General features: G+C 48.3%; 21 protein-coding genes and 2 pseudogenes. 14 read left to right on the top strand and 9 right to left on the bottom strand.

The annotated features are described in order from the left end of the window. The 5 genes from FCL45_RS21455 to FCL45_RS21435 all read left to right on the top strand — a co-directional run bounded on the left by FCL45_RS21455 (nucleotide 1) and on the right by FCL45_RS21435 (nucleotide 4,027). Nucleotides 1-594 carry a thiamine phosphate synthase gene (locus tag FCL45_RS21455; protein WP_136799711.1) on the top strand — a complete coding sequence of 198 codons (594 nt, stop codon included), beginning with the start codon at nucleotides 1-3 and terminating at the stop codon, nucleotides 592-594. 64 nt (nucleotides 595-658) lie between these two features. Next, nucleotides 659-1,285 (top strand): thiamine phosphate synthase, encoded by a 627-nt coding sequence (locus FCL45_RS21450; RefSeq protein ID WP_136799710.1) that lies wholly within the window; start codon nucleotides 659-661, stop codon nucleotides 1,283-1,285. Between the two features lie 79 nt (nucleotides 1,286-1,364). Further along, complete coding sequence (locus FCL45_RS21445) at nucleotides 1,365-2,144, top strand: thiazole synthase (RefSeq protein WP_136799709.1); 780 nt, start codon at nucleotides 1,365-1,367, stop codon at nucleotides 2,142-2,144. 9 nt (nucleotides 2,145-2,153) lie between these two features. Next, complete coding sequence (gene thiH, locus FCL45_RS21440; protein WP_136799708.1) at nucleotides 2,154-3,284, top strand: 2-iminoacetate synthase ThiH; 1,131 nt, start codon at nucleotides 2,154-2,156, stop codon at nucleotides 3,282-3,284. Continuing rightward, nucleotides 3,281-4,027, top strand: coding sequence for a HesA/MoeB/ThiF family protein (locus FCL45_RS21435; RefSeq protein WP_136799707.1), 747 nt, complete (start codon nucleotides 3,281-3,283; stop codon nucleotides 4,025-4,027). The genes thiH and FCL45_RS21435 overlap by 4 nt, the downstream gene beginning before the upstream one ends. A 61-nt stretch (nucleotides 4,028-4,088) precedes the next feature. Here FCL45_RS21435 and FCL45_RS21430 read toward each other — a convergent pair whose 3' ends face one another. Continuing rightward, nucleotides 4,089-4,493: a hypothetical protein gene (locus FCL45_RS21430; protein WP_136799706.1), complete on the bottom strand. Its 405-nt coding sequence runs from the start codon at nucleotides 4,491-4,493 to the stop codon at nucleotides 4,089-4,091. Between the two features lie 443 nt (nucleotides 4,494-4,936). On the opposite strand from FCL45_RS21430, the pseudogene FCL45_RS21420 reads away from it, so the two are divergent. From FCL45_RS21420 to FCL45_RS21410, 3 genes and pseudogenes are all read left to right on the top strand, one after another. Continuing rightward, nucleotides 4,937-5,913: pseudogene (locus tag FCL45_RS21420) on the top strand (IS3 family transposase); the annotation flags it as partial. A 213-nt stretch (nucleotides 5,914-6,126) separates the two neighbouring features. Continuing rightward, on the top strand, nucleotides 6,127-7,185 hold the full coding sequence (locus FCL45_RS21415; protein WP_136800040.1) for an IS110 family RNA-guided transposase: 1,059 nt from the start codon (nucleotides 6,127-6,129) through the stop codon (nucleotides 7,183-7,185). 12 nt (nucleotides 7,186-7,197) lie between these two features. Next, a pseudogene (locus FCL45_RS21410) lies at nucleotides 7,198-7,401 on the top strand (IS3 family transposase); the annotation flags it as partial. A gap of 27 nt (nucleotides 7,402-7,428) precedes the next feature. Here the strand turns inward: FCL45_RS21410 and FCL45_RS21405 are convergent. Then, nucleotides 7,429-8,640 carry an OmpP1/FadL family transporter gene (locus FCL45_RS21405; RefSeq protein WP_136800029.1) on the bottom strand — a complete coding sequence of 404 codons (1,212 nt, stop codon included), beginning with the start codon at nucleotides 8,638-8,640 and terminating at the stop codon, nucleotides 7,429-7,431. Between the two features lie 451 nt (nucleotides 8,641-9,091). Here FCL45_RS21405 and FCL45_RS21400 point away from each other — a divergent pair, with 451 nt between their 5' ends. After that, nucleotides 9,092-9,862: a nitroreductase family protein gene (locus tag FCL45_RS21400; protein ID WP_136800028.1), complete on the top strand. Its 771-nt coding sequence runs from the start codon at nucleotides 9,092-9,094 to the stop codon at nucleotides 9,860-9,862. Between the two features lie 144 nt (nucleotides 9,863-10,006). On the opposite strand, the gene FCL45_RS21395 is transcribed toward FCL45_RS21400, so the two are convergent. Then, nucleotides 10,007-10,219, bottom strand: coding sequence for a hypothetical protein (locus FCL45_RS21395; RefSeq protein WP_176360082.1), 213 nt, complete (start codon nucleotides 10,217-10,219; stop codon nucleotides 10,007-10,009). A gap of 564 nt (nucleotides 10,220-10,783) precedes the next feature. Here FCL45_RS21395 and FCL45_RS25050 point away from each other — a divergent pair. The 4 genes from FCL45_RS25050 to glgP all read left to right on the top strand — a co-directional run bounded on the left by FCL45_RS25050 (nucleotide 10,784) and on the right by glgP (nucleotide 15,729). Next, on the top strand, nucleotides 10,784-11,380 hold the full coding sequence (locus FCL45_RS25050) for a 2,3-bisphosphoglycerate-dependent phosphoglycerate mutase (protein WP_176360019.1): 597 nt from the start codon (nucleotides 10,784-10,786) through the stop codon (nucleotides 11,378-11,380). Nucleotides 11,381-11,450: 70 nt separating this feature from the next. After that, complete coding sequence (locus FCL45_RS21385; RefSeq protein WP_073616346.1) at nucleotides 11,451-11,891, top strand: Hsp20/alpha crystallin family protein; 441 nt, start codon at nucleotides 11,451-11,453, stop codon at nucleotides 11,889-11,891. Between the two features lie 903 nt (nucleotides 11,892-12,794). After that, nucleotides 12,795-13,040 carry a universal stress protein gene (locus FCL45_RS21380; protein WP_136800036.1) on the top strand — a complete coding sequence of 82 codons (246 nt, stop codon included), beginning with the start codon at nucleotides 12,795-12,797 and terminating at the stop codon, nucleotides 13,038-13,040. A gap of 163 nt (nucleotides 13,041-13,203) precedes the next feature. Next, the gene (gene glgP, locus FCL45_RS21375; RefSeq protein ID WP_176360081.1) at nucleotides 13,204-15,729 is read left to right on the top strand and encodes an alpha-glucan family phosphorylase; all 2,526 of its coding nucleotides are present in this window, start codon (nucleotides 13,204-13,206) and stop codon (nucleotides 15,727-15,729) included. Between the two features lie 398 nt (nucleotides 15,730-16,127). On the opposite strand, the gene FCL45_RS21370 is transcribed toward glgP, so the two are convergent. The 3 genes from FCL45_RS21370 to FCL45_RS21360 form a co-directional block, all read right to left on the bottom strand. After that, on the bottom strand, nucleotides 16,128-16,493 hold the full coding sequence (locus FCL45_RS21370; RefSeq protein ID WP_228721393.1) for a GNAT family N-acetyltransferase: 366 nt from the start codon (nucleotides 16,491-16,493) through the stop codon (nucleotides 16,128-16,130). Further along, on the bottom strand, nucleotides 16,494-16,658 hold the full coding sequence (locus FCL45_RS21365) for a hypothetical protein (protein WP_153305545.1): 165 nt from the start codon (nucleotides 16,656-16,658) through the stop codon (nucleotides 16,494-16,496). A gap of 67 nt (nucleotides 16,659-16,725) precedes the next feature. After that, complete coding sequence (locus tag FCL45_RS21360) at nucleotides 16,726-17,151, bottom strand: GNAT family N-acetyltransferase (protein WP_136797048.1); 426 nt, start codon at nucleotides 17,149-17,151, stop codon at nucleotides 16,726-16,728. 589 nt (nucleotides 17,152-17,740) lie between these two features. Here FCL45_RS21360 and FCL45_RS25420 point away from each other — a divergent pair. After that, a complete protein-coding gene (locus tag FCL45_RS25420; protein WP_136797047.1) occupies nucleotides 17,741-18,013 on the top strand; it encodes an SHOCT domain-containing protein in 273 nt (90 codons plus the stop codon). 513 nt (nucleotides 18,014-18,526) lie between these two features. On the opposite strand, the gene FCL45_RS21350 is transcribed toward FCL45_RS25420, so the two are convergent. The 3 genes from FCL45_RS21350 to FCL45_RS21340 all read right to left on the bottom strand — a co-directional run bounded on the left by FCL45_RS21350 (nucleotide 18,527) and on the right by FCL45_RS21340 (nucleotide 21,337). Then, the gene (locus tag FCL45_RS21350) at nucleotides 18,527-19,558 is read right to left on the bottom strand and encodes an IS110 family RNA-guided transposase (protein WP_136797046.1); all 1,032 of its coding nucleotides are present in this window, start codon (nucleotides 19,556-19,558) and stop codon (nucleotides 18,527-18,529) included. Between the two features lie 281 nt (nucleotides 19,559-19,839). After that, nucleotides 19,840-20,271, bottom strand: coding sequence for a tyrosine-type recombinase/integrase (locus tag FCL45_RS21345; protein WP_420811220.1), 432 nt, complete (start codon nucleotides 20,269-20,271; stop codon nucleotides 19,840-19,842). Nucleotides 20,272-20,932: 661 nt separating this feature from the next. Beyond that, nucleotides 20,933-21,337, bottom strand: a complete 405-nt coding sequence (locus FCL45_RS21340; protein WP_136797044.1) for a hypothetical protein — start codon at nucleotides 21,335-21,337, stop codon at nucleotides 20,933-20,935. Nucleotides 21,338-21,369: the final 32 nt, after the last annotated feature.

Below are 21,369 nucleotides of genomic sequence, written 5' to 3'. Positions count from 1 at the left end.
ATGAAACTGCTGGTTATTTCCACTCCCGGTTTTGATGGTGCGGAGACAGAGACAATTAACGCATTATTTTCAGCAGGTCTTGAGATTTTACACCTGCGTAAACCTGGGTGGAGTAATCTTCAGATGGCTGAGTTGCTGGATGGGATTGATCCGGCTCACCACCCCAGGATAATGATCCATTCCAATTATGATTTGTTGGAAAAATACCAGCTTCGCGGAGCTCATCTTCCCTCCAGATCGATTCATCCGTGTAGCACCACGCCTGCTTACAGTCGCAGCAGGTCCTGCCATTCCATAGAAGAAGTCGAGTGTTTGGCCGGTATCTATGAATATCTCTTTATCAGCCCGGTTTTTGATTCGGTGTCCAAGCAGGGGTATTTGTCGGCAGTTTCTGTTGATGAACTGCACAACTGTACGAACAGTTCCGGCAGAAGACTGGTTGCCCTGGGGGGTATAACTGCACAAAAGCTTCCTGAACTTTCCTCCAGTATTTGCTGGGGTGCTGCCGCTCTTGGCACTATCTGGCAGCATGAAGGAGTGGTCGAGCGGGTAAGTGCTTTTCGAAATTTGCAGAAGATTGCCGACCGAATCTGAGCCACGATTCTGTCTGGTCGCTATGATTAGAGTACCTTAAATTTCTTATAAAAATAGAATTATTATGATTGCTGGAAAAATTCAGTTTATTACAGACCCACGCCCTGATTCCAGTCTTGTGGAGCAAGCGGAGGTCGTTTGTCGCGCAGGGATAGATTGGTTGCAGTTTCGTTTTAAAGATGCCGATCGGGATGAGAAGCTTTCAGTAGGTAAGGAGGTGGCCGAGATTTGCCGGAGTTTCAAGGCAACATTTATGGTCAACGACGACATTGAGCTGGCTGCGGAACTTGGTGCCGACGGCGTTCATCTCGGCCTGGATGATGGTGAGCCTCAAATGGCCAGGGATTTGCTCGGTAGCTCGGCGATCATTGGCGGGACATGCAATACTTTTGCAGATATTGAGCTGAGACACAAGCAAGGCGTCGATTATATCGGGCTCGGGCCGTATCGATTTACCTCAACCAAAAAGAATCTGAGCCCGACTCTTGGGCTTGAGGGGTATCGGACCATAATGCAGGAATGCCGGCGGCGGGGGATTACAACTCCAATTGTCGCCATTGGCGGAATTGCGGTTGAAGATATCGCACCGCTTATTTCTTCAGGTGTCCATGGTGTTGCCATTTCATCACTCATTCTTGATGCCGAAAATCCCCAGAGCAGGATAGCTGCCATCAGGCAACAGGTTTCATAAGTTTACGCAGCATTTTTTGTAATCCCAAAATCATATATGCGTATTATGCGTGGTTACTCTATATCTCAGGAGAAGAATCGTGAGTGGAAGTTCTTTGAAAATAGCAGATTGCACATTTGAGTCTCGTCTTTTTACGGGAACCGGCAAATTCGCTTCAAACAATCTGATGCGCAATGCCATCATCGCGTCGGAGAGTGAGTTGGTGACGGTGGCGCTGAAGCGTGTCGATCTGGCAGATAACAATGATGATATTTTGCGTCATCTCGATCATCCGAGGCTTCAGTTGCTGCCAAATACTTCTGGCGTGCGTAATGCCAGGGAGGCTGTTTTTGTGGCCCAGATGGCGAGAGAGGCACTTGGTACCAATTGGCTGAAACTAGAAATTCACCCCGACCCTAAATACCTGCTGCCTGATCCGGTTGAGACGCTTCTGGCTACCGAGGAGTTGGTAAAACAGGGGTTCATCGTTATGCCATATATCCAGGCAGATCCTGTTCTCTGCAAGAGGCTGGAAGAGGCCGGGGCGGCAACTGTTATGCCCCTAGGAGCACCAATTGGCACCAATAAAGGTATCCAGACTGCAGAGATGTTGAAAATCATTATCGAGCAATCACAGGTGCCGGTTGTGGTTGATGCGGGAATAGGGGCTCCATCCCATGCCGCGTATGCAATGGAGCTTGGTGCCGATGCTGTATTGGTCAATACCGCAATTGCCGTTTCACTTAACCCGGTGCAGATGGGACAAGCTTTTAAAATGGCGGTTGAAGCCGGTCGTATGGCATATGAAGCGAGACTGGCAGAGGTACGCGACAATGCCGAGGCGAGCAGCCCCTTAACTGCCTTTCTTGATAATGAGTAAGGGGGTGTTATGAGTTTTTATGATGAATTAATCCGCCATGACTGGCAGGCAACCAGCGATTCAATTGTTGCTAAAACGGAAAGTGATGTGCGGGGAGCCCTGGCCAAAGAACGTCTTGGGCTTGATGATTTTAAGGCTCTGATCTCCCCTGCGGCTGCGCCATTTCTCGAAGAGATGGCCCAGCGCTCGATGCAGCTTACCCAGAAAAGATTTGGTAAAACCATCCAGCTCTATATTCCGCTCTATCTTTCCAACTACTGTACTAACGGTTGTGTCTACTGTGGTTTCAATTGCAAGACCGCCATAGGTAGAAAGAAATTGAATATGGAGGAAATAAGACAGGAAATCGAGGCGATAAAGAAGCTTGGATATTCCCATATTCTGCTGGTCAGTGGCGAGGCGCCCCAGGTTGCGGACGCCGATTATTTTCTTAAAGTGCTCAGGGAAATTGGTGATGATTTTTCCCAGTTGGCAATTGAAGTGCAGCCGCTTCAGCAGCACGAATATGAAAAGCTGGCAGCAGCAGGTCTGAATTTTGTCTGTATCTACCAGGAGACATACAACCGGGAAAAATACGGCGAATATCACCCTTTCGGCAGTAAGGCGGACTTTCGTTACAGGCTGGAAACTCCCGACAGGCTCGGCAGGGCCAGGATTCACAAAATTGGTTTGGCCTGTCTTCTCGGGCTGGAGGATTGGCGCACCGATTCCTTTTTTACAGCCATGCATCTACATTATCTGGAGAAGACGTACTGGCGAACCCGGTACTCTATTTCCCTGCCCCGGTTGCAGCCGCATGCTGGCGGTTACGAAGCAAATCATCCTATCAATGACAGGCAGATGGTCCAGTTGATCTGTGCATACCGGCTCTTTGCCCCTGAGATGGAAATATCTATTTCCACCCGTGAGGGAAGAAGGTTTCGTGATAATGTGGTTCGGCTGGGGGCTACCTCATTCAGTGCGGGTTCGAGCACCGAGCCCGGTGGTTATGCCAATCCCGGCGGTGAGCTGGAGCAGTTTACCATAGATGATGACAGGAGCCCGGCAGAGGTCGCAGAGATGATTCGAGCCCAGGGGTATGAGCCGGTCTGGAAAGATTGGGATAGCATAATGACAGCTGGTGCAGAGGAGAAGGAATGATATTGTCGGAGCAGGAAAAAGAGAGATATGCCCGTCATATTATCCTGGATGGCGTCGGTGAAGCCGGTCAGCAGAAGTTGAAAAAGGCCAGGGTGCTCATTGTGGGAGTAGGGGGCCTCGGTTCGCCGCTGTCTCTATACCTGGCAGCGGCAGGGGTTGGCACGCTCGGGCTGGTAGACGATGATCTGGTCTCAGTCTCGAACCTGCAACGGCAGGTACTCTATTCGTCAGAAGATGTCGGCCACTCCAAGGTGAACGTTGCCAGAGAAAAGCTGCAGGCACTCAATCCGCATATCACCATCAGGGCGAATGAATGCAGACTCCTCGAAGAGAACGCTCTGGAGTTAGTTCAAGATTACAATATTATAGTGGACGGCTGTGACAATCTCTTCACCAGGTATCTGATAAATGATGCCTGTGTCAGGCTCGGCAAAGTGTATGTTTATGGTGCTATCCGTGAGTATAGTGGTCAGGTAAGCGTCTTTAATTTCCAGGGGGGGCCTTCGTATCGCTGCCTGTACCCGTATAGCGAGTTGGTAAAAAATGCAACCCAGCCGCAAGGGGTGATGGGGGTGTTGCCGGGAATTGTTGCCAACTTGCAGGGTTCAGAAACGATCAAGCTTATTACTGGTGTGGGTACTCCGCTTTCAGGAGAGTTAATGCTTATCGATTTACTGACCAATATGTTTCAGAAAGTCACAATAGCCAGGCAGGAGAACTGGGGCGAGAATCTACTGGTTTGATTGGTCTCTTAACTCTATTAATTCAAATAATTGCGGATTGATTGCTTTCGAAATATCGTGACTACTCCTGCTCCTCGGCAATACAGTCGTTTCCCCGGAAACTCCACGACACTATAATCCCGTCGATAACCTCGAATAATGTTTCGCAGCTATAGGTTTGAGTGCGGTCCGGTACACCACCATAAGATTGGCGGAAGGCAGTGCCGCTCTCATCAAAATAGTTCTGGTAGGTGGTGGGTGAGCCGGGAAAGTATATATCCCGTTGAAAATAGTAAACGAGAAATTTTGATTCTTCCGTTTCGTAGGTTCGTTGGGGCGGTCCCCAGGTTTGGGTGAGTTCCAGTTCCGGCTGCCCCACCCAGGCGTTCACCACGTCCTTATAGCCTTCCGTGGTGGCGCATCCGCAAACCATTACGAGTGCCAGCAGAGTTGCCGACAAAAAATGCTTTCTGAGCCGCCTGGTCATTGTCGCTCCCTCCTCCGTGGGCAGGGGATGGATACACCCCTGAAACGTTATGATCCTGTGCTCGTATTTAAGCCAAGGTAATTGACTTCAAAGAGTAACAGTATCGTCTCAGATTTGGCCTGTAAAATCAATGTCTATAGCTTTCGTTGGTGAGTCGTTTAGAGGGGAAATGAGATGAGAACCAGGCTGCTGTTATCAATCTGTCATATAAAACAGGATGCTGGTTGATATTCCGCAGGCTGCGGGAAGAAAATAATTTTTTTCTATTGTGAAGCAGTGCCCAGCAGACCGGGTATGAGGTGTATCCTCTCAGGTCTGCTGGCCTTTCATTACACCGCTTAGAACTGATAACTGTACTGCGCGCCAATCAACCAGGCTGATCCTGCTATAAAAGAGTGGACACTCAGATAAGCCAATATTAAAGAGATTGGCAGGAGGAAGATATGAGTGTTCAAAGAAGAAGATACGATCCAGATTTCAAGCGCAATGCAGTTCAGCTGACCGATGATCCCGGCAGGTCAGTGCAAGATGTAGCCGACAGTCTCGGTATCTCTAAAGACCTTCTCTACAAGTGGAGGCGTGAGTTTCGAGCCAAAGAAGAACTAGCTTTCCCTGGGAACGGTCGTGAGGCTCTGACTGAGCAGGAAAAGAAAATCAGGGACCTTGAGAAAAAGCTCAAGGATGCCGAGATGGAACGAGATATCCTAAAAAAAGCTGTGGCCATCTTCAGCAGAGCACCGAAATGAAATATAGATTCATTGAAAAGAACCGCTCAGCATTTCCGGTGAAGAAGATGTGCCAGGCTTTAGAAGTTACCCCGAGTGGTTTCTATCGTTGGGAGAAAGCCCCTATCTCCACGCGAAAACGAGAAAATATACGGATTAAAGAGCGCGTGAAGGAAATCTTTAGCGCTCATAAAGGCATGGTCGGCAGCCCGCTTGTTACCGCTGACTTGCGAGATGAGCGTGAATTTTCCAGCGTTAGTCGGCCTCGCGTTGCGCGATTAATGAAAGAAATGGGGTTGAGGTGCAAAACAACAAAGAAATTCGTAGTAACAACCGATTCAAAACATAAGCAACCTGTAGCGTCGAATCTGCTCGATCGTAAATTCTCAGTTTCAGCTCCAAACACCGCCTGGGTGAGCGATATCACCTACATCAAGGTCGGTGCAAAATGGCATTATCTCACAGTGTTTATTGATCTATTCTCTCGCGCGATTGTTGGCTGGGATCTGAGCGATTCCCTGGAGAGTAAATCTGCAATATATGCACTTAAAAAAGCAATAATGAGGCGCAGGCCTGCACCAGGTTTGATGATCCATAGTGATCGTGGCATTCAGTATGCAAGTTCCAGTTTCAGGGCTGTACTAACACAGAATGGATATATTCAAAGCATGAGTCGCAAGGGAAATTGTTGGGATACTCAGTTATAGTGGTATTGAATGTCAGGCTAGCCTGACCCGTGCTGGGATTGGCTCTATTGCCTTTGCGTTGACCTGTCGGCTGGCCCTGGCGTTCCCCATGCATCACTGGGCCGATTGCTTGTGACCTAATAGGAGCTTTGTCCTGCATCTTGAGTGTCCTGTCCTGTAATCCGGGCTGGTGATACCTACTAAACTTTTAGGAGGTAGTCGATGAGCAGCCAACTGACACGTGAGGTAATCCTTGGTGTTGATACCCACTTGGACCAGCACATTGGAGTCGTCATTGATAGCGTAGGCAAACTTTTAGGTCATTTATCAGTTACAGCTAATTCAAAAGGATATAAACAATTAGCTAAATGGGCTCGATCTTTTGGAGACCTGCAAAGAGCGGGGATTGAAGGTACTGGAACTTATGGTGCGGGCCTGGCCAGGTATCTTGCTGCGGAGGATGTTTTAGTTCTGGAAATTAATCGACCAGATCGTTCAATGCGCCGATTTCGTGGAAAATCTGATCCAACAGATGCTGAGAGTGCAGCCCGCACCGTTTTATCAGGTACCGACTGTGCAGTTCCAAAATCACAGTCAGGTGCAGCAGAAGCAATGCGTATTATTTCAGTTGCTCGACGTAGCACGGTTAAATCCAGGACACAGACAATCAACCAGCTAAGAGGCTTGTTAATTTCTGCGCCAGATGAAATAAGATCAAGATTATGGAAATCAAATGCTGCCGAGTGTGCGAAATGCTGTGCACGCCTTCGTTCTTTGGGTGAAACAAACTGGTCGAAAACCTTGGCAACAACACTTCGCCTCCTTGCTAAGCGCTGGTTATACTTGACAGAAGAACTGAAGTTATTAGACAAAGATCTGGAACAATTGACTGCAAAAGCAGCTACGCGGGTGCGTAAGCAGTTTGGTGTCGGGCCTCAAACAGCTGCCATATTGCTATCTGTAGCCGGCGATAATCCTGAACGTTTACGAAGTGAATCAGCACTTGCATCGTTGTGCGGTGTTAACCCTTTGGAAGCATCTTCTGGGAAAACAGTCCGTCACCGCCTGAATAGAGGTGGTAACCGAGCTGCAAACAATGCTCTCTGGACGATCGCCATGGTACGCATGAGGAGTGATCCACGCACCCAGGTTTATGTCGCTCGTAGAACTGCAGAAGGAAAATCCGTGAAAGAGATACATCGTTGTTTGAAACGTTATATTGTCAGAGAATTGTACCCATTAATTTTGGCTGATTTGGAAGATGCCGCCTTGACCTCTTGACATAGGAGCGTCAATGCAGTCGCTGAATCCTTCTTTGCCTCTTTGAAGACACAGCTGACTCATCACGTGAAATTTCGCGACAAATTGGAAGCCGAGCATTCACTGTTCAACTATATAGAGGTCTATTTTAATCGTCAGAGGAAGCACTCGACGAACGGTTACAAAGCACCAGCTCTTTTTGAGCAGGAGTGGTGGGATAGGGACAAAACGGCTTAACTAGGGTTCCACTTTATTGTTGCAAGATCAGGCATGCCCGCTGGCACTGACGTCCAAGTCATCGGCAGGAAGCCCGCTTCCCGTTGGCGGAGTGAATGACTCGTGGATATCAGTACCCAGGAAATGAATATAGGTTAGACCGAGATCGATTACGCTATTGGTGCTGATGGCGTAACCGATTCCTGCGCTATACCAGAACCTGTCTGAATCGGGAATGGTGATGGTACGGTGTTCTTCATCTGCGGCTGGCTGATCATACGCGAAACCGGCACGCAGCATGATGGCTTCATTAAGTTGATAGGTAGTGCCAACACTGAACTTAAACGTATCCTGCCAGTCTTCCCGCTTGACTTCAACGATGCTACCTTCGATATCTGCGGTGAGAGATTCGAAACGGGACCAGCTCGACCAGTTGATACCAAAGTGCAGGGCGAGCCTGTCAGTAAGTTGGTGAAAACTTGCAACCTCAACCATTGCGGGTAGTTCAAGCGGTAGCTTACCGTTACCCGAGGGCAAACCTACCTCGGAAATAGCCGTTCCTTCCAGATCTAACGTCGCGTGATGCTTGTAGGTAATTCCAAGTCGGTTGTCCCGGTTAATCTGCCACATGGCGCCGATGTTCCAGTTCCAGGTCCAGTCATCGCCCTCCAGGTCGAGAAGAGTCGCCCCACCAAGGGATAGTGGCAATGAACTTTTCACTCTGCCTTCTCCCCAGATAGCGCTTAATCCCGCACCGATACTCAAAGTGTCGGTGATCTTTCTGGCAAGGCTGAAGTTTATGTCTGCCGTGGTAATTTCAGCAAGATCCCCAAAATGAGAACCTGTGAAGTCGGAGTCATATTCCACACCTGTATTAAAGTTCGAGCCCAAGGAAATACCGACCCACCAATCATTTTTCAGGGGATGCACCACTGAGAGGTTGGGCAACAAGCCGCCATTGGCTGCGTCATTCTGATGGGCAGACCCGTAAATTGCAGAGTCCCCGTCGATGTTAATTGCGGGCTTGATGTAGACGGCACCGACCGAGATGGCAGTACGATCAAAATAGCTCATAGCTGCGGGATTTCTGAAAATCACACTGCTGTTTTCCACAGTTGCTGCTTCGCCGGCATAGGCACGTCCCAGGCCGTTAGCAGAGTGTTCGCTGAGTTGAAATCCTGCCGCATCAACATTGGTGGCCATGGCAGCACCTAAAATAAATGGAGCTGCGAAAATAAATCTACTGTCTATCTGTTTCATAAATCAATCCTTTCTGTAGGTAGGGGAATCAGGCGGCATCCTGGGAGCCTGTCGGACTATTGCGATTTTCACTCAAATCGAGGCATCGAAGGAAAATTAAGCGGAGCCATATTATTGATATCGAAGTCTCACTTCGTTCGCTTATCTGCGAGCATTGATTTTTCTTCGATAACGATGAGTTGGCCGAAAAGGGCTTAGTCCGACAGACTCCTAGCACTGTTTGCTCAACTTCTTCAAGGGAAAACGTGTTGTCGATAAAAAAAGAAGTCCCGCTGGCTGTAAAGTGTGCTACACTGCTGTTATGATCTATGTAATTGTATTGCAATGATAAAATACGATTGTGGCAGGTTGGTGTGATGCAGTCTGATTGCAGGGTTCCCGGGAGCGAATCTCTTGAAAGGAGGGAGCAGGAGGGGGACGCCTGCCCGGATCCCCAAGTGAAGCGACAGCCATGGACAAAGACCAGTTGAGCCAGTTTATTCGCAGTGAAGCACATGCCATCGATATGGCAACCAAGTGTGATGATAAAGATGGGGGGCGGGACGCGTATGCCTCTCTAAAAATACTGCTGAATGCCTGGGTGGAAAATGACTATCCTGCGGGGCCTGATATCGGCTGGGCAAAGAAGATGCTCAAGCGCTATACGCTCTGGTGTTCAAAGGACGGCAAATACATTACTCTGCCGAAAAGCACCGTTGCTGGTCACTATGAAGAATATGAACAGGGCATATTTGCCGTAATTCGAAATAGACGTTCAATACGATTCTGGAAAAAACAGCCGGTACTGCGAGCCGATATAGAAAAAATAATAGAGTCCGCCCTCTACGCCCCAAGTGCTTTCCATAAAATGCCGTATCACTTTTATGTGGTGGAAAACATTCCGGTGGCCATCATCGAGGGAGATAGCAGCAATGAGAGTCTGCTGCAAAAAGCGCCCATAAAAATCTATGTGGCCATAGATGAACGTTTTTATGGGGAAAAAAATGCTCCCGCGCTGGATGCGGGAATGGCCATACAAAATATGCTTTTGGCTGCCCATGCTCTCGGCCTGGGAGCGTGCGTGATGTATCAGTGCGAGTTGGTTGATCAGCGCCGATTGCGTCGATTGCTGCAGGCCCCTGACTATCATATGGTCTATTGTGTCGTGGTATTAGGTCATCCCAACGAGGTTCCTATCCCGCCCGGTCGAGCAAGGGTTCGAGATGTGACCAGCTATATGTAAGCACATTTCTCATGTCACTTCTATGCACGTATTTCATGCACGTTTATCTTTCAATATTTCTTCCCTCTCTGCAGGCCATGCCAGCATAGTAGCTTCCACTTTCCAGGTTGCAGCTCGGAGTATTTCTTCTGTGCGGCTAGTATTTTAGAGGACATTGCTCATCCAGCTTTCCACGGCATGACCGATATTTTCCCTTCGAAGAGATTCAGGAACAAGGTAAACCGAGGTGAAGAATCCACGGCAATGTATTGCCAGGATAAATCTATTGCTGTCTCCATCGAGGATGGCTGCCCCATCTCCTTCAATCGTTCCGGGGTGGTTCGAGCTGATGATACTGCTCCAAAGCCAACGAGACACACCCTGTTGTGCAGGGGATATACATCACTTTTCAAGCTTGAGTCTACTTCAAACTGTTTGAAGATGGTCCGGATCGGCGCCCCCCATCTCTTTGGTCGTACGCAGCTAATAGCTTTAGCAAACTGTCTTAGCAGTCCTAATGCAGCAGGGCTGTTGGTCGAGTTTTCACCCAATGGCCAACTTTTATTAAAGCCTAGAAATCAGAATTTTTCTTTGAGAACATACAGAAGAGGCTATATAATTTTAACGACTGTGGTGTATTAGGCCGAAGGGTAATTAGCGAACATTGCTCGAAAGTGCATCTATCCGATAATACGATATTTACCCAACTAGAAATCATCGATTCATGTCCGCCAATCAGGTTTCGGCTTAATAATTGCGAAAGGCCGAAAAGGTGGCTCTAAAAATTCAATATCCCAGATAGTGAATGCTGGTGCACAACATGTTCGTGGTGGACGCATATGACTACACATGACTCGCATGCAGGCCAGGATCAACTGACAGAGTGAAAGCTCAATATCCCAAAATCTTGAATTCTTATCTCCTGGATCAGGGGAGCCAATTATGGAGAGCAGGCACAAACTTGTACTCCTGCGGCACGGGTTAAGTGACTGGAACCAGCAGAACCGCTTTACCGGTTGGCAAGACGTAGACCTTGCCGAAGCCGGAATCGCCGAGGCACATAAGGCTGGTGCTGCCTTGCGCGAGGCGGGATACCGGTTCGATGTCGCCTACACCTCTTTACTCAAGCGAGCTATTCGAACGCTATGGATCGTTTTGGACGAACTCGATCGGCAGGTCCTGGTCGACCGACCGGATATCCATGGACGTGAAGCCATCCTGAAGATCCATTCCAGAAATGTGATTTTTGGTCCCGATGTCGACCTCGGCAAAATCGCCGGTCGCACACCGGGTTTTGTCGGGGCGGACCTGGCCAACATTATCAATGAAGCTTCTCTCAGAGCGCAGGGTGTCTTGAATGATCTGGCCCATATCCTTTTTGAAAAGGAAAGCGTGCAGGGAGAGGAGCTGAGGAAGATGCTGTCAGTAGCCCCATCGGGAATGGCGAACATATCTCCCGAGCAGCCATCCTCGAACAGCGCCGGAAAAAGCGATAATGAAAATGTTGACCATTCTGGAAACACAGAGAAATCCACGTAACCCCCTGATGGGCTGAATGCGGGAATCGTCCAGTTGGGAAAACAAATGCCCGCAAATATGGAGGTTCATTATGGCAATAGTACGATGGGATCCATGGCGAGAAATTGAGGATATGGTCGAACGCTACACGAGAGCTGTAGGGCAACCTCGAGCGGGAAGCCAAGAGGTTATTGCTGCAGGGGATTGGGCTCCCCGTGTAGACATCATTGAGACCGATAAGGCATTCGTAATCAAAGCAGAAATTCCCGAGGTAAATAGAGAAGATGTCAAGGTTACAGTAGACAATGGTATCTTGACGATTCGGGGGGAGAGAAAACAGGAGATAGAGGAGAAAGGAAAAAAAATCCATCGAATCGAACGATCTTTCGGAATCTTCACCCGGAGTTTTACCTTGCCCGACAATGTCGATGAAAAGAACATCAAGGCTTCGTTCAAGGATGGCATGCTGAACCTGCAGATTCTGAAGACTGAGGAGGTAAAGCAAAAAGCCATTGAGATTAAAGTAGAGTAACAAGAAATGAATTCTAACTATCAATAGGACCTGGGAAAAGCACTTGCTTTTCCCAGCCGGTTCACTGCTGAACGTTTACAAGCCGATAACGTAAGATCATATAAACTCTCTTGTCCAGCTATCAGGATGGCCAACCAACTCAAAACAATGGATTCTCCATTTCCAACTGAAGCATTACAGGACAGCCATGACATTGTCAGCTTTTCGCATATTTTATTCCCTTTGCGAGAGCTTGAAGTGAAGCACAACAGTGAGCACTAAGCATTGCGTCGCATACAAGATGCTCCAATAAAATGGGAATGGCTGCATCGACAGTGAGGGTCTAAAGGTCATATTTGCCCAAGTGGTTAAATATGACCTTTAGCCTGTGGGTGACGACACACATTCAGAGGAGGCGGCATAAGTGAATTATACTAAAAATGCAGAGTGATGGGGTGTAGAGAGAGCTGGTATCGGGCACTTAGCATGGGAATTGCTGAACTAAGATTATAGGTACACTTCTGCTGCATCTCATGTGGAAGACAGGTTCTGCCATGAGTATTCAGATGAGTCCTCTGCACGACAGCCTGATCGTGCGAAGATGGGGTGCTGCTGAACGCATACGATCGTCTCACCTTTCTTTATTTGAGGAGAATACAATGAGTGATAAAAAAAAATTACAGGAAAAGCTTAAAAACGATGTTGAACTGGCACAAGTCAAACTTGCTGAGTTCAAAGCTAACATCAAAAGCGTAGCAGGTAGTGTTTGATCCGAAAATGTCGGACGTATTGATTTGCTGGAACAGAGAATTGAAGAAGCAAAGCAGCGGTTGCTCGAATTGAATCGGACTCAGGACAGTGTGTCGGAGCAAATTATGGAAGGGGTTGAGGATACCTGGAAAGCATTGCAGGATTCCCTTCAAGATGTCATCTCCACTTTTGAAGGGCATCATTAATGCTGCCCGTGAATGCCGAAAATATCACATAATTGTGGTAGCTGGTGATATTGTCAGTGAAATTCTCACCCATGCAGAGAGCCAGAAGGCCGATATGATCATTGTCGGGACCCATGGCCAACAGACACAGGGTGAAATTGTTCTCGGCAGTATCTCCGAACAATTTCTCAGAAAGGCTCCATGCCCGGTATTGGTTATAAATCCATATAGGTAGTCAAGTGCTGAGAGAGCAAGAGCTGCCTTGAATGTCACTCAGGACAAACTACAAGTAATCCAGCTAACCGTAAACGGATGCGGATCCAGAAACTGAAAACTAGCTTTTTGAAAGACTATGAGATGATAACTGGAGTATTCAAACTGACTGAAGGAGGCGGACCATGAACCCCGAACGATACCTGCCCCGGTCTCTACCAGCTTCGCTTAAAGGGCTGACGGACTTGGCGCTGGATCTGCGATGGAACTGGAATCATTGTGCCGATGTTCTATGGCGGGCAATTGATCCGGAGATCTGGGAAGGTACGGAAGATCCATGGCTGATTCTGGAAAGTGTTTCGAGAATGCGGTTGGAAACGTTGGCTGCCGATCCAGCCTTTATGGAGGAACTTCGGAACCAGCTGGCGTATCGACAGGCGTATATGAGACAGCCCACATGGTATGATGAGAGGTATGGAAGTGATCGCCTGGGATCTGTGGTCTACTTCAGCATGGAATTCGGTTTAAGTGATGCACTGCCCATCTATTCGGGCGGTTTGGGTGTGCTCGCAGGGGATTTCCTCAAGACTGCAAGTGATCTGGGTATTCCCGTGGTGGGTATTGGACTGCTCTATCAGCAGGGGTATTTTCGTCAGGCGCTTGACACCAATGGGGTACAGCTGGCATTTTTTCCGTTCAACAATCCCACCATGCTGCCGGTGCTCCCTCTCCAGGGCCCGGATGGCGAATGGCTACGGGTCAGTGTCGAACTGCCCGGCCGGACACTGCATTTACGTGGCTGGCTGGCGCAGGTTGGAAGAGTTCCTCTGTATTTGCTCGACAGTAACGATCTGCTCAATGCGCCGGGCGACCGTGGCATCACCGGTGAATTGTATGGTGGCGGAACCGAAATGCGCCTGCGACAGGAAATCGTTTTGGGTATCGGCGGCTGGCGGTTGCTGGACGCACTGAAGATATCACCTTCGGTATGTCATCTCAATGAAGGGCATGCCGCTTTCGTCGTGCTGGAGCGAGCCCGCCGGTTTATGGATCAGCATGATCGTTCATTCAGTATTTCTTTTCAGGCAACCAGGGCTGGCAATATATTTACAACCCATACGCCCGTAGCAGCAGGTTTTGATCGTTTCCCACCAGGGCTTATGACGCAATATTTTTCCGAATATACGAAGACGCTCGGCATATCCATGGAAGCTCTACTCTCGTTGGGATGTTCACGGGAGGCCGAGAACCATGATTCCTTTAACATGGCATATCTCGCACTCCGGGGCTGCGGTAGGACAAACGGCGTCAGTCGCTTGCACGGAGAGGTGAGCCGTCAAATTTTTCGTCCCCTCTTTCCCCGTTGGCCCCAACAGGAAATCCCCATAGGACATGTCACAAACGGTGTGCACGTGCCATCGTGGGATTCTGCGGCTGCCGATACGCTCTGGACTGAACGGTGCGGCAAGGGCAGCTGGTTCAGCACCCTGGAAACCGTCGAGTATGCCTTGAAAAACGTTGACGATGAAAAATTGTGGACTATGCGCAATGAGGCACGCCAACCGCTCATTACAGCGGTGCGCCGTCGTCTAATTTGCCAGCAGGAAGCTTGCCGCCTGTCTGAAAAAGATCTTCGGCAATGCCGTGAGACGCTTGATCCGCATGTGCTGACAATCGGCTTCGCTCGCCGCTTTGCCAGTTACAAGAGACCAGGGTTGCTACTTACCGACCCGGAACGATTGACCCACCTACTCACGCACCCACAGCATCCTGTTCAGCTTATTATTGCCGGTAAGGCACATCCTCAGGATGAAGAAGGAAAAAGGCTGGTCCGCGAATGGAGTGAGTATTTGCGCCGACCGGAAGTGCGTGAGCATGGAGTTTTCCTTGAGGATTATGATATGGGCCTTGCTGCTGAACTGGTCCAGGGTGTTGATCTGTGGTTGAATACACCTCGCCGGCCCTGGGAAGCCTGCGGTACCAGTGGAATGAAGGTGCTGGTTAACGGAGGGCTCAACTTGTCCGAACTTGATGGCTGGTGGGCCGAGGCCTATGAACCTGGAGTAGGTTGGTCACTTGGTGATGGAAAGGAGCACGATCACGATCCCGCCTGGGATGCCAAAGAGGCTGAAGAATTGTATATGCTGCTGGAGGAGGAAGTGGTACCGGCATTCTACACCCGCGACGAACGCGGCATTCCCACGGCATGGGTGACCAGAATGCGGCATAGCATGGCACGACTGACGCCACTATTTTCCTGCAATCGGATGGTGCGAGAGTACACCAGCGATTACTATGTGCCGGCAGCAGCGGCGTATCAACGGAGGGCCGCAGACAATGGTAGTCTTGCAACCGCCCTGGATGAGTGGCATCTTACTCTTCTTAGTCACTGGCAGCAGCTGCGTTTTGGGCAATGCACTGTCGAGGAGTCTTCCGTGCGAAACTTGTTTCTCGTTGAAGTCTATCTGGGTGAGGTGCATCCGTCAGCAGTTAGGGTTGAATTGTATGCTGACCCGCTGTCACCTGATTCGAATCCCGTCCGCATCACCATGGATCGTGGTGAGAGGCTATCAGGGTCTGTTATCGGCTATCAATATCATGCAGTTGTATCAAAAGGGCGATCTGCACAAGACTACACTCCGAGAGTGATACCATATCATGCGGATGCCTCAGTGCCTGTAGAAATCAATTTTATTCTCTGGCGGGAATGATGCTTCCATAAGAAATTGAATACTGGGGCCATTCTGGGTGCAGCATTGCTTGCTTCAATATGACATACTGTGGGCATGCTAAGGATGCCTAAATTATCGGTTAAATAGTGGCCGATAATGGCTGTACTGACATCGTTATTACCCCTGTTCCAAGTGGCTTGTGCTGGGACAAGATGCTCCATCCAATAACGCGATTAATATAGCCATTCCGAATGACTGAAGATTCCACCGAATCTTGAAGTTGAAATGGCTACTGTGCATCGCCGATTCTGATCCGCAAAAGCCTGGGATCGGCTTTGCACCTCCGTCCACCTGAAGAGCATCAGGAAAAAACTAACCATGTTAATCCCTCCAGTTCTTGAGGCTGGTGACCAGCATCCTAAATTTGTTACATGGAGTCATGAACGCCATTCTTCAGGCCAATGGCTGATACGTCGCTCGAAATAGAGTTCCAATCCATCTTCTTCATCGACATGGGCACCAATTTCTGAAAACCCAAGTGAGCGGGCCATGGCAAGTGAGGCGACATTGTCAGGGCGGATCGAGAGAATGAAGCAGTGCTGCTGATGGTGCTCAAAAGCCCACTTCATCAAGGTAAAGACGGCCTCCTTTGCGTAATCCTGGCGACGAAAAGCTTCTCCTTCCGAATACCCCAACTCCACGCCGTCAGCCGCTATTTCCCTCAGATCATCCGGTCCGGGACAAGAGTGAAAGTTGATATGGCCACACATCGTCTGCGATTCTCTAAGGACAATAGCTCGCAATTACCATGGGTGCTGCTCCACTGAAATGTAGCGAAGCTGACTCAGTCGCATGGTAAGTAATGACTGACTGAGGCTGAGATCGTCAGGGATAGTAAACCCGCCAATCCGTGCTGCAAGATGGCGATCTCCAGCCTTCATAGCATAGAGAAAATCGCTGCTTAACAATACCAACTCCAAGCGGGCAGAGACTAAACGGGATGCATCTATTGTGCTCCTTTGCGAAGCTGACAGATTACACCAGGTAGCCATTTCGCCTCGCTTTATCGGGGTCTGGGAAACGCCCCATTCCTGTGGCCAGACACTTGAACCCGAACTTCTCATAGAACTTTTGTTTTCCCGGCACCACATACATAAGCGACAGCGCTCCTTCAGGCAGCTTTTCAAGCAGGGATTGAACTATCAGCCTGCCAACCCCCTTGCCTTGATAACGCGGCAATACAACCACATCATAAATAGCTGATTGATACTGGCCATCAGATATCGCCCTGCCAAAGCCAACCAGTTCATTGTCGACATAGGCTGAACAGACGGCATAACTGTTTTCCGCAGCTTTTTGCATTTTTTCCACGTCACGTTCACCAAGGGGCGCAAGTCGTATCAATTCACAAAGGTCTTGCCAATTGATATGCGCAGTTCCATGCACTATCTGAGTGTTCATTCCCTTTCCACCCGTTATCATATCATTTTGAGAAGATTTTACAGGAGAGCTACCTCACAGACGAGTTTAGCCAACCGAAACATGAAATTCTCATGCATATAACACCAGATGGATCTTGGAACCAAGGAATATGGCAGAAGTTCATTTAAGCGGCTCGACATCTAAAAAAGCTGTGACCGGAGCGCAAAAAGCCCCAGAAGTATTTCTGCCATCGGGACTCTATCAAAATAGTGTCGGAGACCATAGGCCAAACCAAGGACACGCTGATTTTCACCGGTCGAGTCAATTTCTGCGTAACATCCTGTGGGCAGAGCAGAAAACTCAGGAATAACCTTGACATGAAATGTATTACTGGCTGTTAAAATTGCCTATACCCAACTTCATCATACCCCAATTCTGTTCTATAAACCGGGACCAACTCTCTATTGCGATTAAAAGGTCTAAAAATCGTCTACGGTCGCAAAGTGAAAAGGAACCTCACAAAACTGCTCGTGCAAACATGGCACATAGTGGTATAGCAATAACAGTGTTTAATTAATTGCTTACGCATGTAGGCATTTACTGCCATCTTATCGTACAAGGAGTCATCATGTGGGGAGCTAACGTATCTGAATGGGGCAACTCTTTTTGCGGTTGGGGACCACCTTGGGGGCACGGCCCATGGTTTATGGGTTGGTTATTTCCTCTCCTCTTCTGGGGCCTGATTGCCTATCTGGCATTGAGCATTATCAGGGGCTTATTTTCCAGTACTCGTTCAAAACAACATGATAACGCACTTGAAATTTTGAGAAATCGTTTTGCTGCTGGTGAGATAGACGAAAAGGAATATAATGCTCAAAAGGCTGTTTTGGGCAGAGGCTAATTATTTTTGGCAAAGCTTCGAGGCCATTACTGTAATTGATATGATAATCCCAAGCCTTCTGTCACCCTGTCACCCGATATAGGAATCTCATGTTTCCTTTCTCCTTTGGATTATATCGGGGACATCCATGATAAGTATTGTCAAGAGGAAAGCGGAGGTTTCCTCTAACCACCAAGAGCGTCCAAATCTTTCACTGGAGCGGTTTCCTTGCGATATCTCAGATACCCATCGTGGCTTCTTCGTTCTTCCTGCTGTAATCCGATCTTTTTTCCTCTTCAAATGGTCAACATTGATCATGCGACCAGACATCCATTTGCTGCATTTTGAAGTCCATACGAATCTGCTTTTCTCGTACCTGTGATGACTTCCGTAGAAGATTGAGTTAGGGTCAACCCGCCAGCCTCGAAACAGACCAAATGTAGCATTGCCAGTCTACAGCATGCATAGTCCCCGATTCGGTAAGGACTGGCGGGAAGATCTTTTTAAACTAGCAAGGGAATTGAAGTTTTTCTCTTAGGCTACTGCATGTTCCTCCGGTACCAAGAAGTCGGCTTTAGTTTTATCTACAGCCATCATGTAGGCTACCATTTTTCTGGCAACGGCAAGCGTTGCCCTGTTCCTGTTTCCCTTTTTTAATTCCCGTTCATGGATGGCAGCTAGTTGCGTGTTCCACCGCGGAGCAATTTTGGCCGCCTCAACAAGTGTGGTTTGCAAATGTTTGTTGCGCTTCTTAGAAATTGGTCCTCGTTTCTCTTTACCTGCTGATTCGCACTGGGCGCTGCAGAGTCCGCAGTAGCTGACTGCCTTGCGAACGGAAGGAAATCTCATGGGGTCACCAATCTCAAGTACCCAGGTCAGAGCGGTCACCTCACCGACTCCCTGGATTGTCATTAGACGCCGTACCCGCTCCTGTATCAGGGGGTTGGTGCGTAAGGCCTTTGTGAGATGTTTCTGAGCCGTATGAAACATCTCGTAACCGGCGCGGCTCAACTTCAGGAGTTCTTTCACTGATTCCGGGATATCATCAAATGTCTCAAGGAGGTTATGGAAATATTTTTTCCCATGCAGTCGCTTTTTATTGTATCCAGCCCCAACCTCCATGAGCAATCCAGACATTTTGTTCTGCATCCTTACCGCAGTTTGAACGACATGAGTGCGATATCGAAGAACGCGCCGTAGTTCGCGGATTTCAGTAGGCAACATATAACATTCAGAAAGGAGCTTTACCCTCAGGAGATCAGTTATTTTTTCGGCGTCGTCGCGATCATTCTTCTTTTTGGCAGCAGTGATAGCTTTCAGCATTTCTGGATGTGCTACTTTCAGTCCCACGGCATGTGGTGCAAGGTAATCGTAGATCCAGCCAGTGAAAATGGTTGCCTCCATGGCACCAATCCATGGGCCCGGCAATCTGTCTACCCATTCATCCAAAGAGTTTCTGCTGGCATCGATCTTCCCTGTTTCAACCAAATGGCCATCCTCTGTCTTTATGCAATATGCAATCACTTTCTTGTGAATGTCCAAACCAATAAAGTAAAGTATTCCCATGGAGGCCTCCTTGTGGGTTGTTTTGGCCTATCCTTTCAGAGGAATTGACCAGAATGTTTGCCGGATACAAACATTTTGAACCACTTGGAGGTTTCCTACAAGGTTGCCCTACTTATACATTCAAACAGAGCAAGATTGATTCAAAATGCAGAATATCTCAAAACTACCGTCAGCTTAATGTTGCCAAGTTAAGTCTTAAGATATTGACATGATAAGAGCATTTCGCCTTCCTACTGTTGCTTTCAACGGGAGAGGATCAATCCTCACCCGCTGAGATACGCCTATCCGTAAAGCGTTTCTATCCACCGGATGGCCTCTGTATCGTTCACTTTCCCAAGATATCGTTGAGTAGTTGAAAGATCAGCATGCCGCAGGATTACCTTGCTGACAATTTCTATAGGAGTTCCCGATCTTGAGGCATACGTTGCTGCATGGCGTCGAAGATCATGTGGTCGCAGTTCTATGTTGACCATCTTGCCAGCCTTTTTAACCATCGACCAGGCGGCGACATAGGAAATGGGAAATATACGGTCATTGCTGTCTATATCCTTGGCATTTGCATAGGCTGTTAACCTTACCAAAATTTTCTGTGGAACATAAACAGTCTCGCCAACTCGACCGCTTTTGGGATTTTGGATAGTCAGATTTCTCTCTTGAATGTCTGCTGGTGTGAGATTCAAAACTTCGCCAACTCTCATCCCTCCCCTGGCCATCAATTCAAGTATGAGTCTATTCCGAACGTTTGTAGTCCTGAAGATGATCTCATCAACAGTCTCCTTGTCTATGATATTCCACTGTATCGCCTGCGGGCGTCTGAAGATTTTCCTGATGACTGAACTATTGCAGAGGTTAGTGAGGGCAGGAAATCCGGTATTAATACTGAAGTTATAAAAGGATGCTAAAACGGAGTACCGGTTTCGCTTGGTTGCTTGGCGGTTGTTCTTGGTAAGTGAAAGGAGAAAATCAAGAACCTCTTCCTGGGAGATGCTGGCGAGATCACGTTGACCAAATTGCGAAGAAAATCTGTGGAGAACGAATTCACATGTCTTTATGGTATTTTTTTTTCGAGTTGGTTCTGTGGTACTGCAGATGGAAATCTACCGCTTGGGAAACTTTCATGGTGCACCTCCTGTGGTTGGGGTTGCATGAGCGACATGCCCACACTTGAGTATGCGTCATGATGCGGATAGGCCTGCGGCAGACACTACCGGCTCAGGAAACATCTCGAAATGTCTAATATTCAGTAAGTTTTAGATGGACGGCAGAAATCTCCGATACGACTAGATGTGGAACTGTTATCGAGAAGGATGTACCTTTTCAATTACGGAAGGTTTGGGTCTGTTCTAACGGACTGAACCACCTCTATCTCTTGTCTTACTTTGTCAGAGGAAAGATGCGCAAGGCCAGATAAGGAGCGATGGCAATCCACAAGAGAACCAGCACCCAGACTCTGCCTTCGAGCACATTATAATTTTCGAGGAGACTCGACCACGAATGCCCACCGACATAATGAAAAAACAAAAACTCAAAGGCAATGGTCAGCACCATCCAGAAAAGGCCAATACCAAGGGCCTGCAGGGATGAATGCGGCGGATACAACCGAATATATGTGAATATGACCAGCCCCAGTACAATAATGCTCGTGACCGTCGACAGCTGATGGGCAGCCAACTCCCCTATGTGCCTGCCGTAGGTGAAATCACGACAGGCACCATTTGCCACCGACAACAGCAGCATAATACCCCAAACTATAATCAGCTCCCATAATCGCGATGCCATAATCAATCCTTTTTGTATTGCATCTCCTTGAA

Source organism: Desulfosediminicola ganghwensis (assembly GCF_005116675.2).
GTDB classification, from domain to species: domain Bacteria; phylum Desulfobacterota; class Desulfobulbia; order Desulfobulbales; family Desulfocapsaceae; genus Desulfopila; species Desulfopila ganghwensis.
This window is presented reverse-complemented; position numbering and strand designations above follow the sequence as displayed.

Coding starts and splice junctions, on each gene's coding strand:
- FCL45_RS21455 (WP_136799711.1), top strand. CDS start 1: ATGAAACTGCTGGTTATTTCCACTCCCGGTTTTGATGGTGCGGAGACA.
- FCL45_RS21450 (WP_136799710.1), top strand. CDS start 659: ATGATTGCTGGAAAAATTCAGTTTATTACAGACCCACGCCCTGATTCC.
- thiH (WP_136799708.1), top strand. CDS start 2,154: ATGAGTTTTTATGATGAATTAATCCGCCATGACTGGCAGGCAACCAGC.
- FCL45_RS21435 (WP_136799707.1), top strand. CDS start 3,281: ATGATATTGTCGGAGCAGGAAAAAGAGAGATATGCCCGTCATATTATC.
- FCL45_RS21430 (WP_136799706.1), bottom strand. CDS start 4,493: ATGACCAGGCGGCTCAGAAAGCATTTTTTGTCGGCAACTCTGCTGGCA.
- FCL45_RS21415 (WP_136800040.1), top strand. CDS start 6,127: ATGAGCAGCCAACTGACACGTGAGGTAATCCTTGGTGTTGATACCCAC.
- FCL45_RS21405 (WP_136800029.1), bottom strand. CDS start 8,640: ATGAAACAGATAGACAGTAGATTTATTTTCGCAGCTCCATTTATTTTA.
- FCL45_RS21400 (WP_136800028.1), top strand. CDS start 9,092: ATGGACAAAGACCAGTTGAGCCAGTTTATTCGCAGTGAAGCACATGCC.
- FCL45_RS25050 (WP_176360019.1), top strand. CDS start 10,784: ATGGAGAGCAGGCACAAACTTGTACTCCTGCGGCACGGGTTAAGTGAC.
- FCL45_RS21385 (WP_073616346.1), top strand. CDS start 11,451: ATGGCAATAGTACGATGGGATCCATGGCGAGAAATTGAGGATATGGTC.
- FCL45_RS21380 (WP_136800036.1), top strand. CDS start 12,795: ATGTCATCTCCACTTTTGAAGGGCATCATTAATGCTGCCCGTGAATGC.
- glgP (WP_176360081.1), top strand. CDS start 13,204: ATGAACCCCGAACGATACCTGCCCCGGTCTCTACCAGCTTCGCTTAAA.
- FCL45_RS21360 (WP_136797048.1), bottom strand. CDS start 17,151: ATGAACACTCAGATAGTGCATGGAACTGCGCATATCAATTGGCAAGAC.
- FCL45_RS25420 (WP_136797047.1), top strand. CDS start 17,741: ATGTGGGGAGCTAACGTATCTGAATGGGGCAACTCTTTTTGCGGTTGG.
- FCL45_RS21350 (WP_136797046.1), bottom strand. CDS start 19,558: ATGGGAATACTTTACTTTATTGGTTTGGACATTCACAAGAAAGTGATT.
- FCL45_RS21345 (WP_420811220.1), bottom strand. CDS start 20,271: ATGGCCAGGGGAGGGATGAGAGTTGGCGAAGTTTTGAATCTCACACCA.
- FCL45_RS21340 (WP_136797044.1), bottom strand. CDS start 21,337: ATGGCATCGCGATTATGGGAGCTGATTATAGTTTGGGGTATTATGCTG.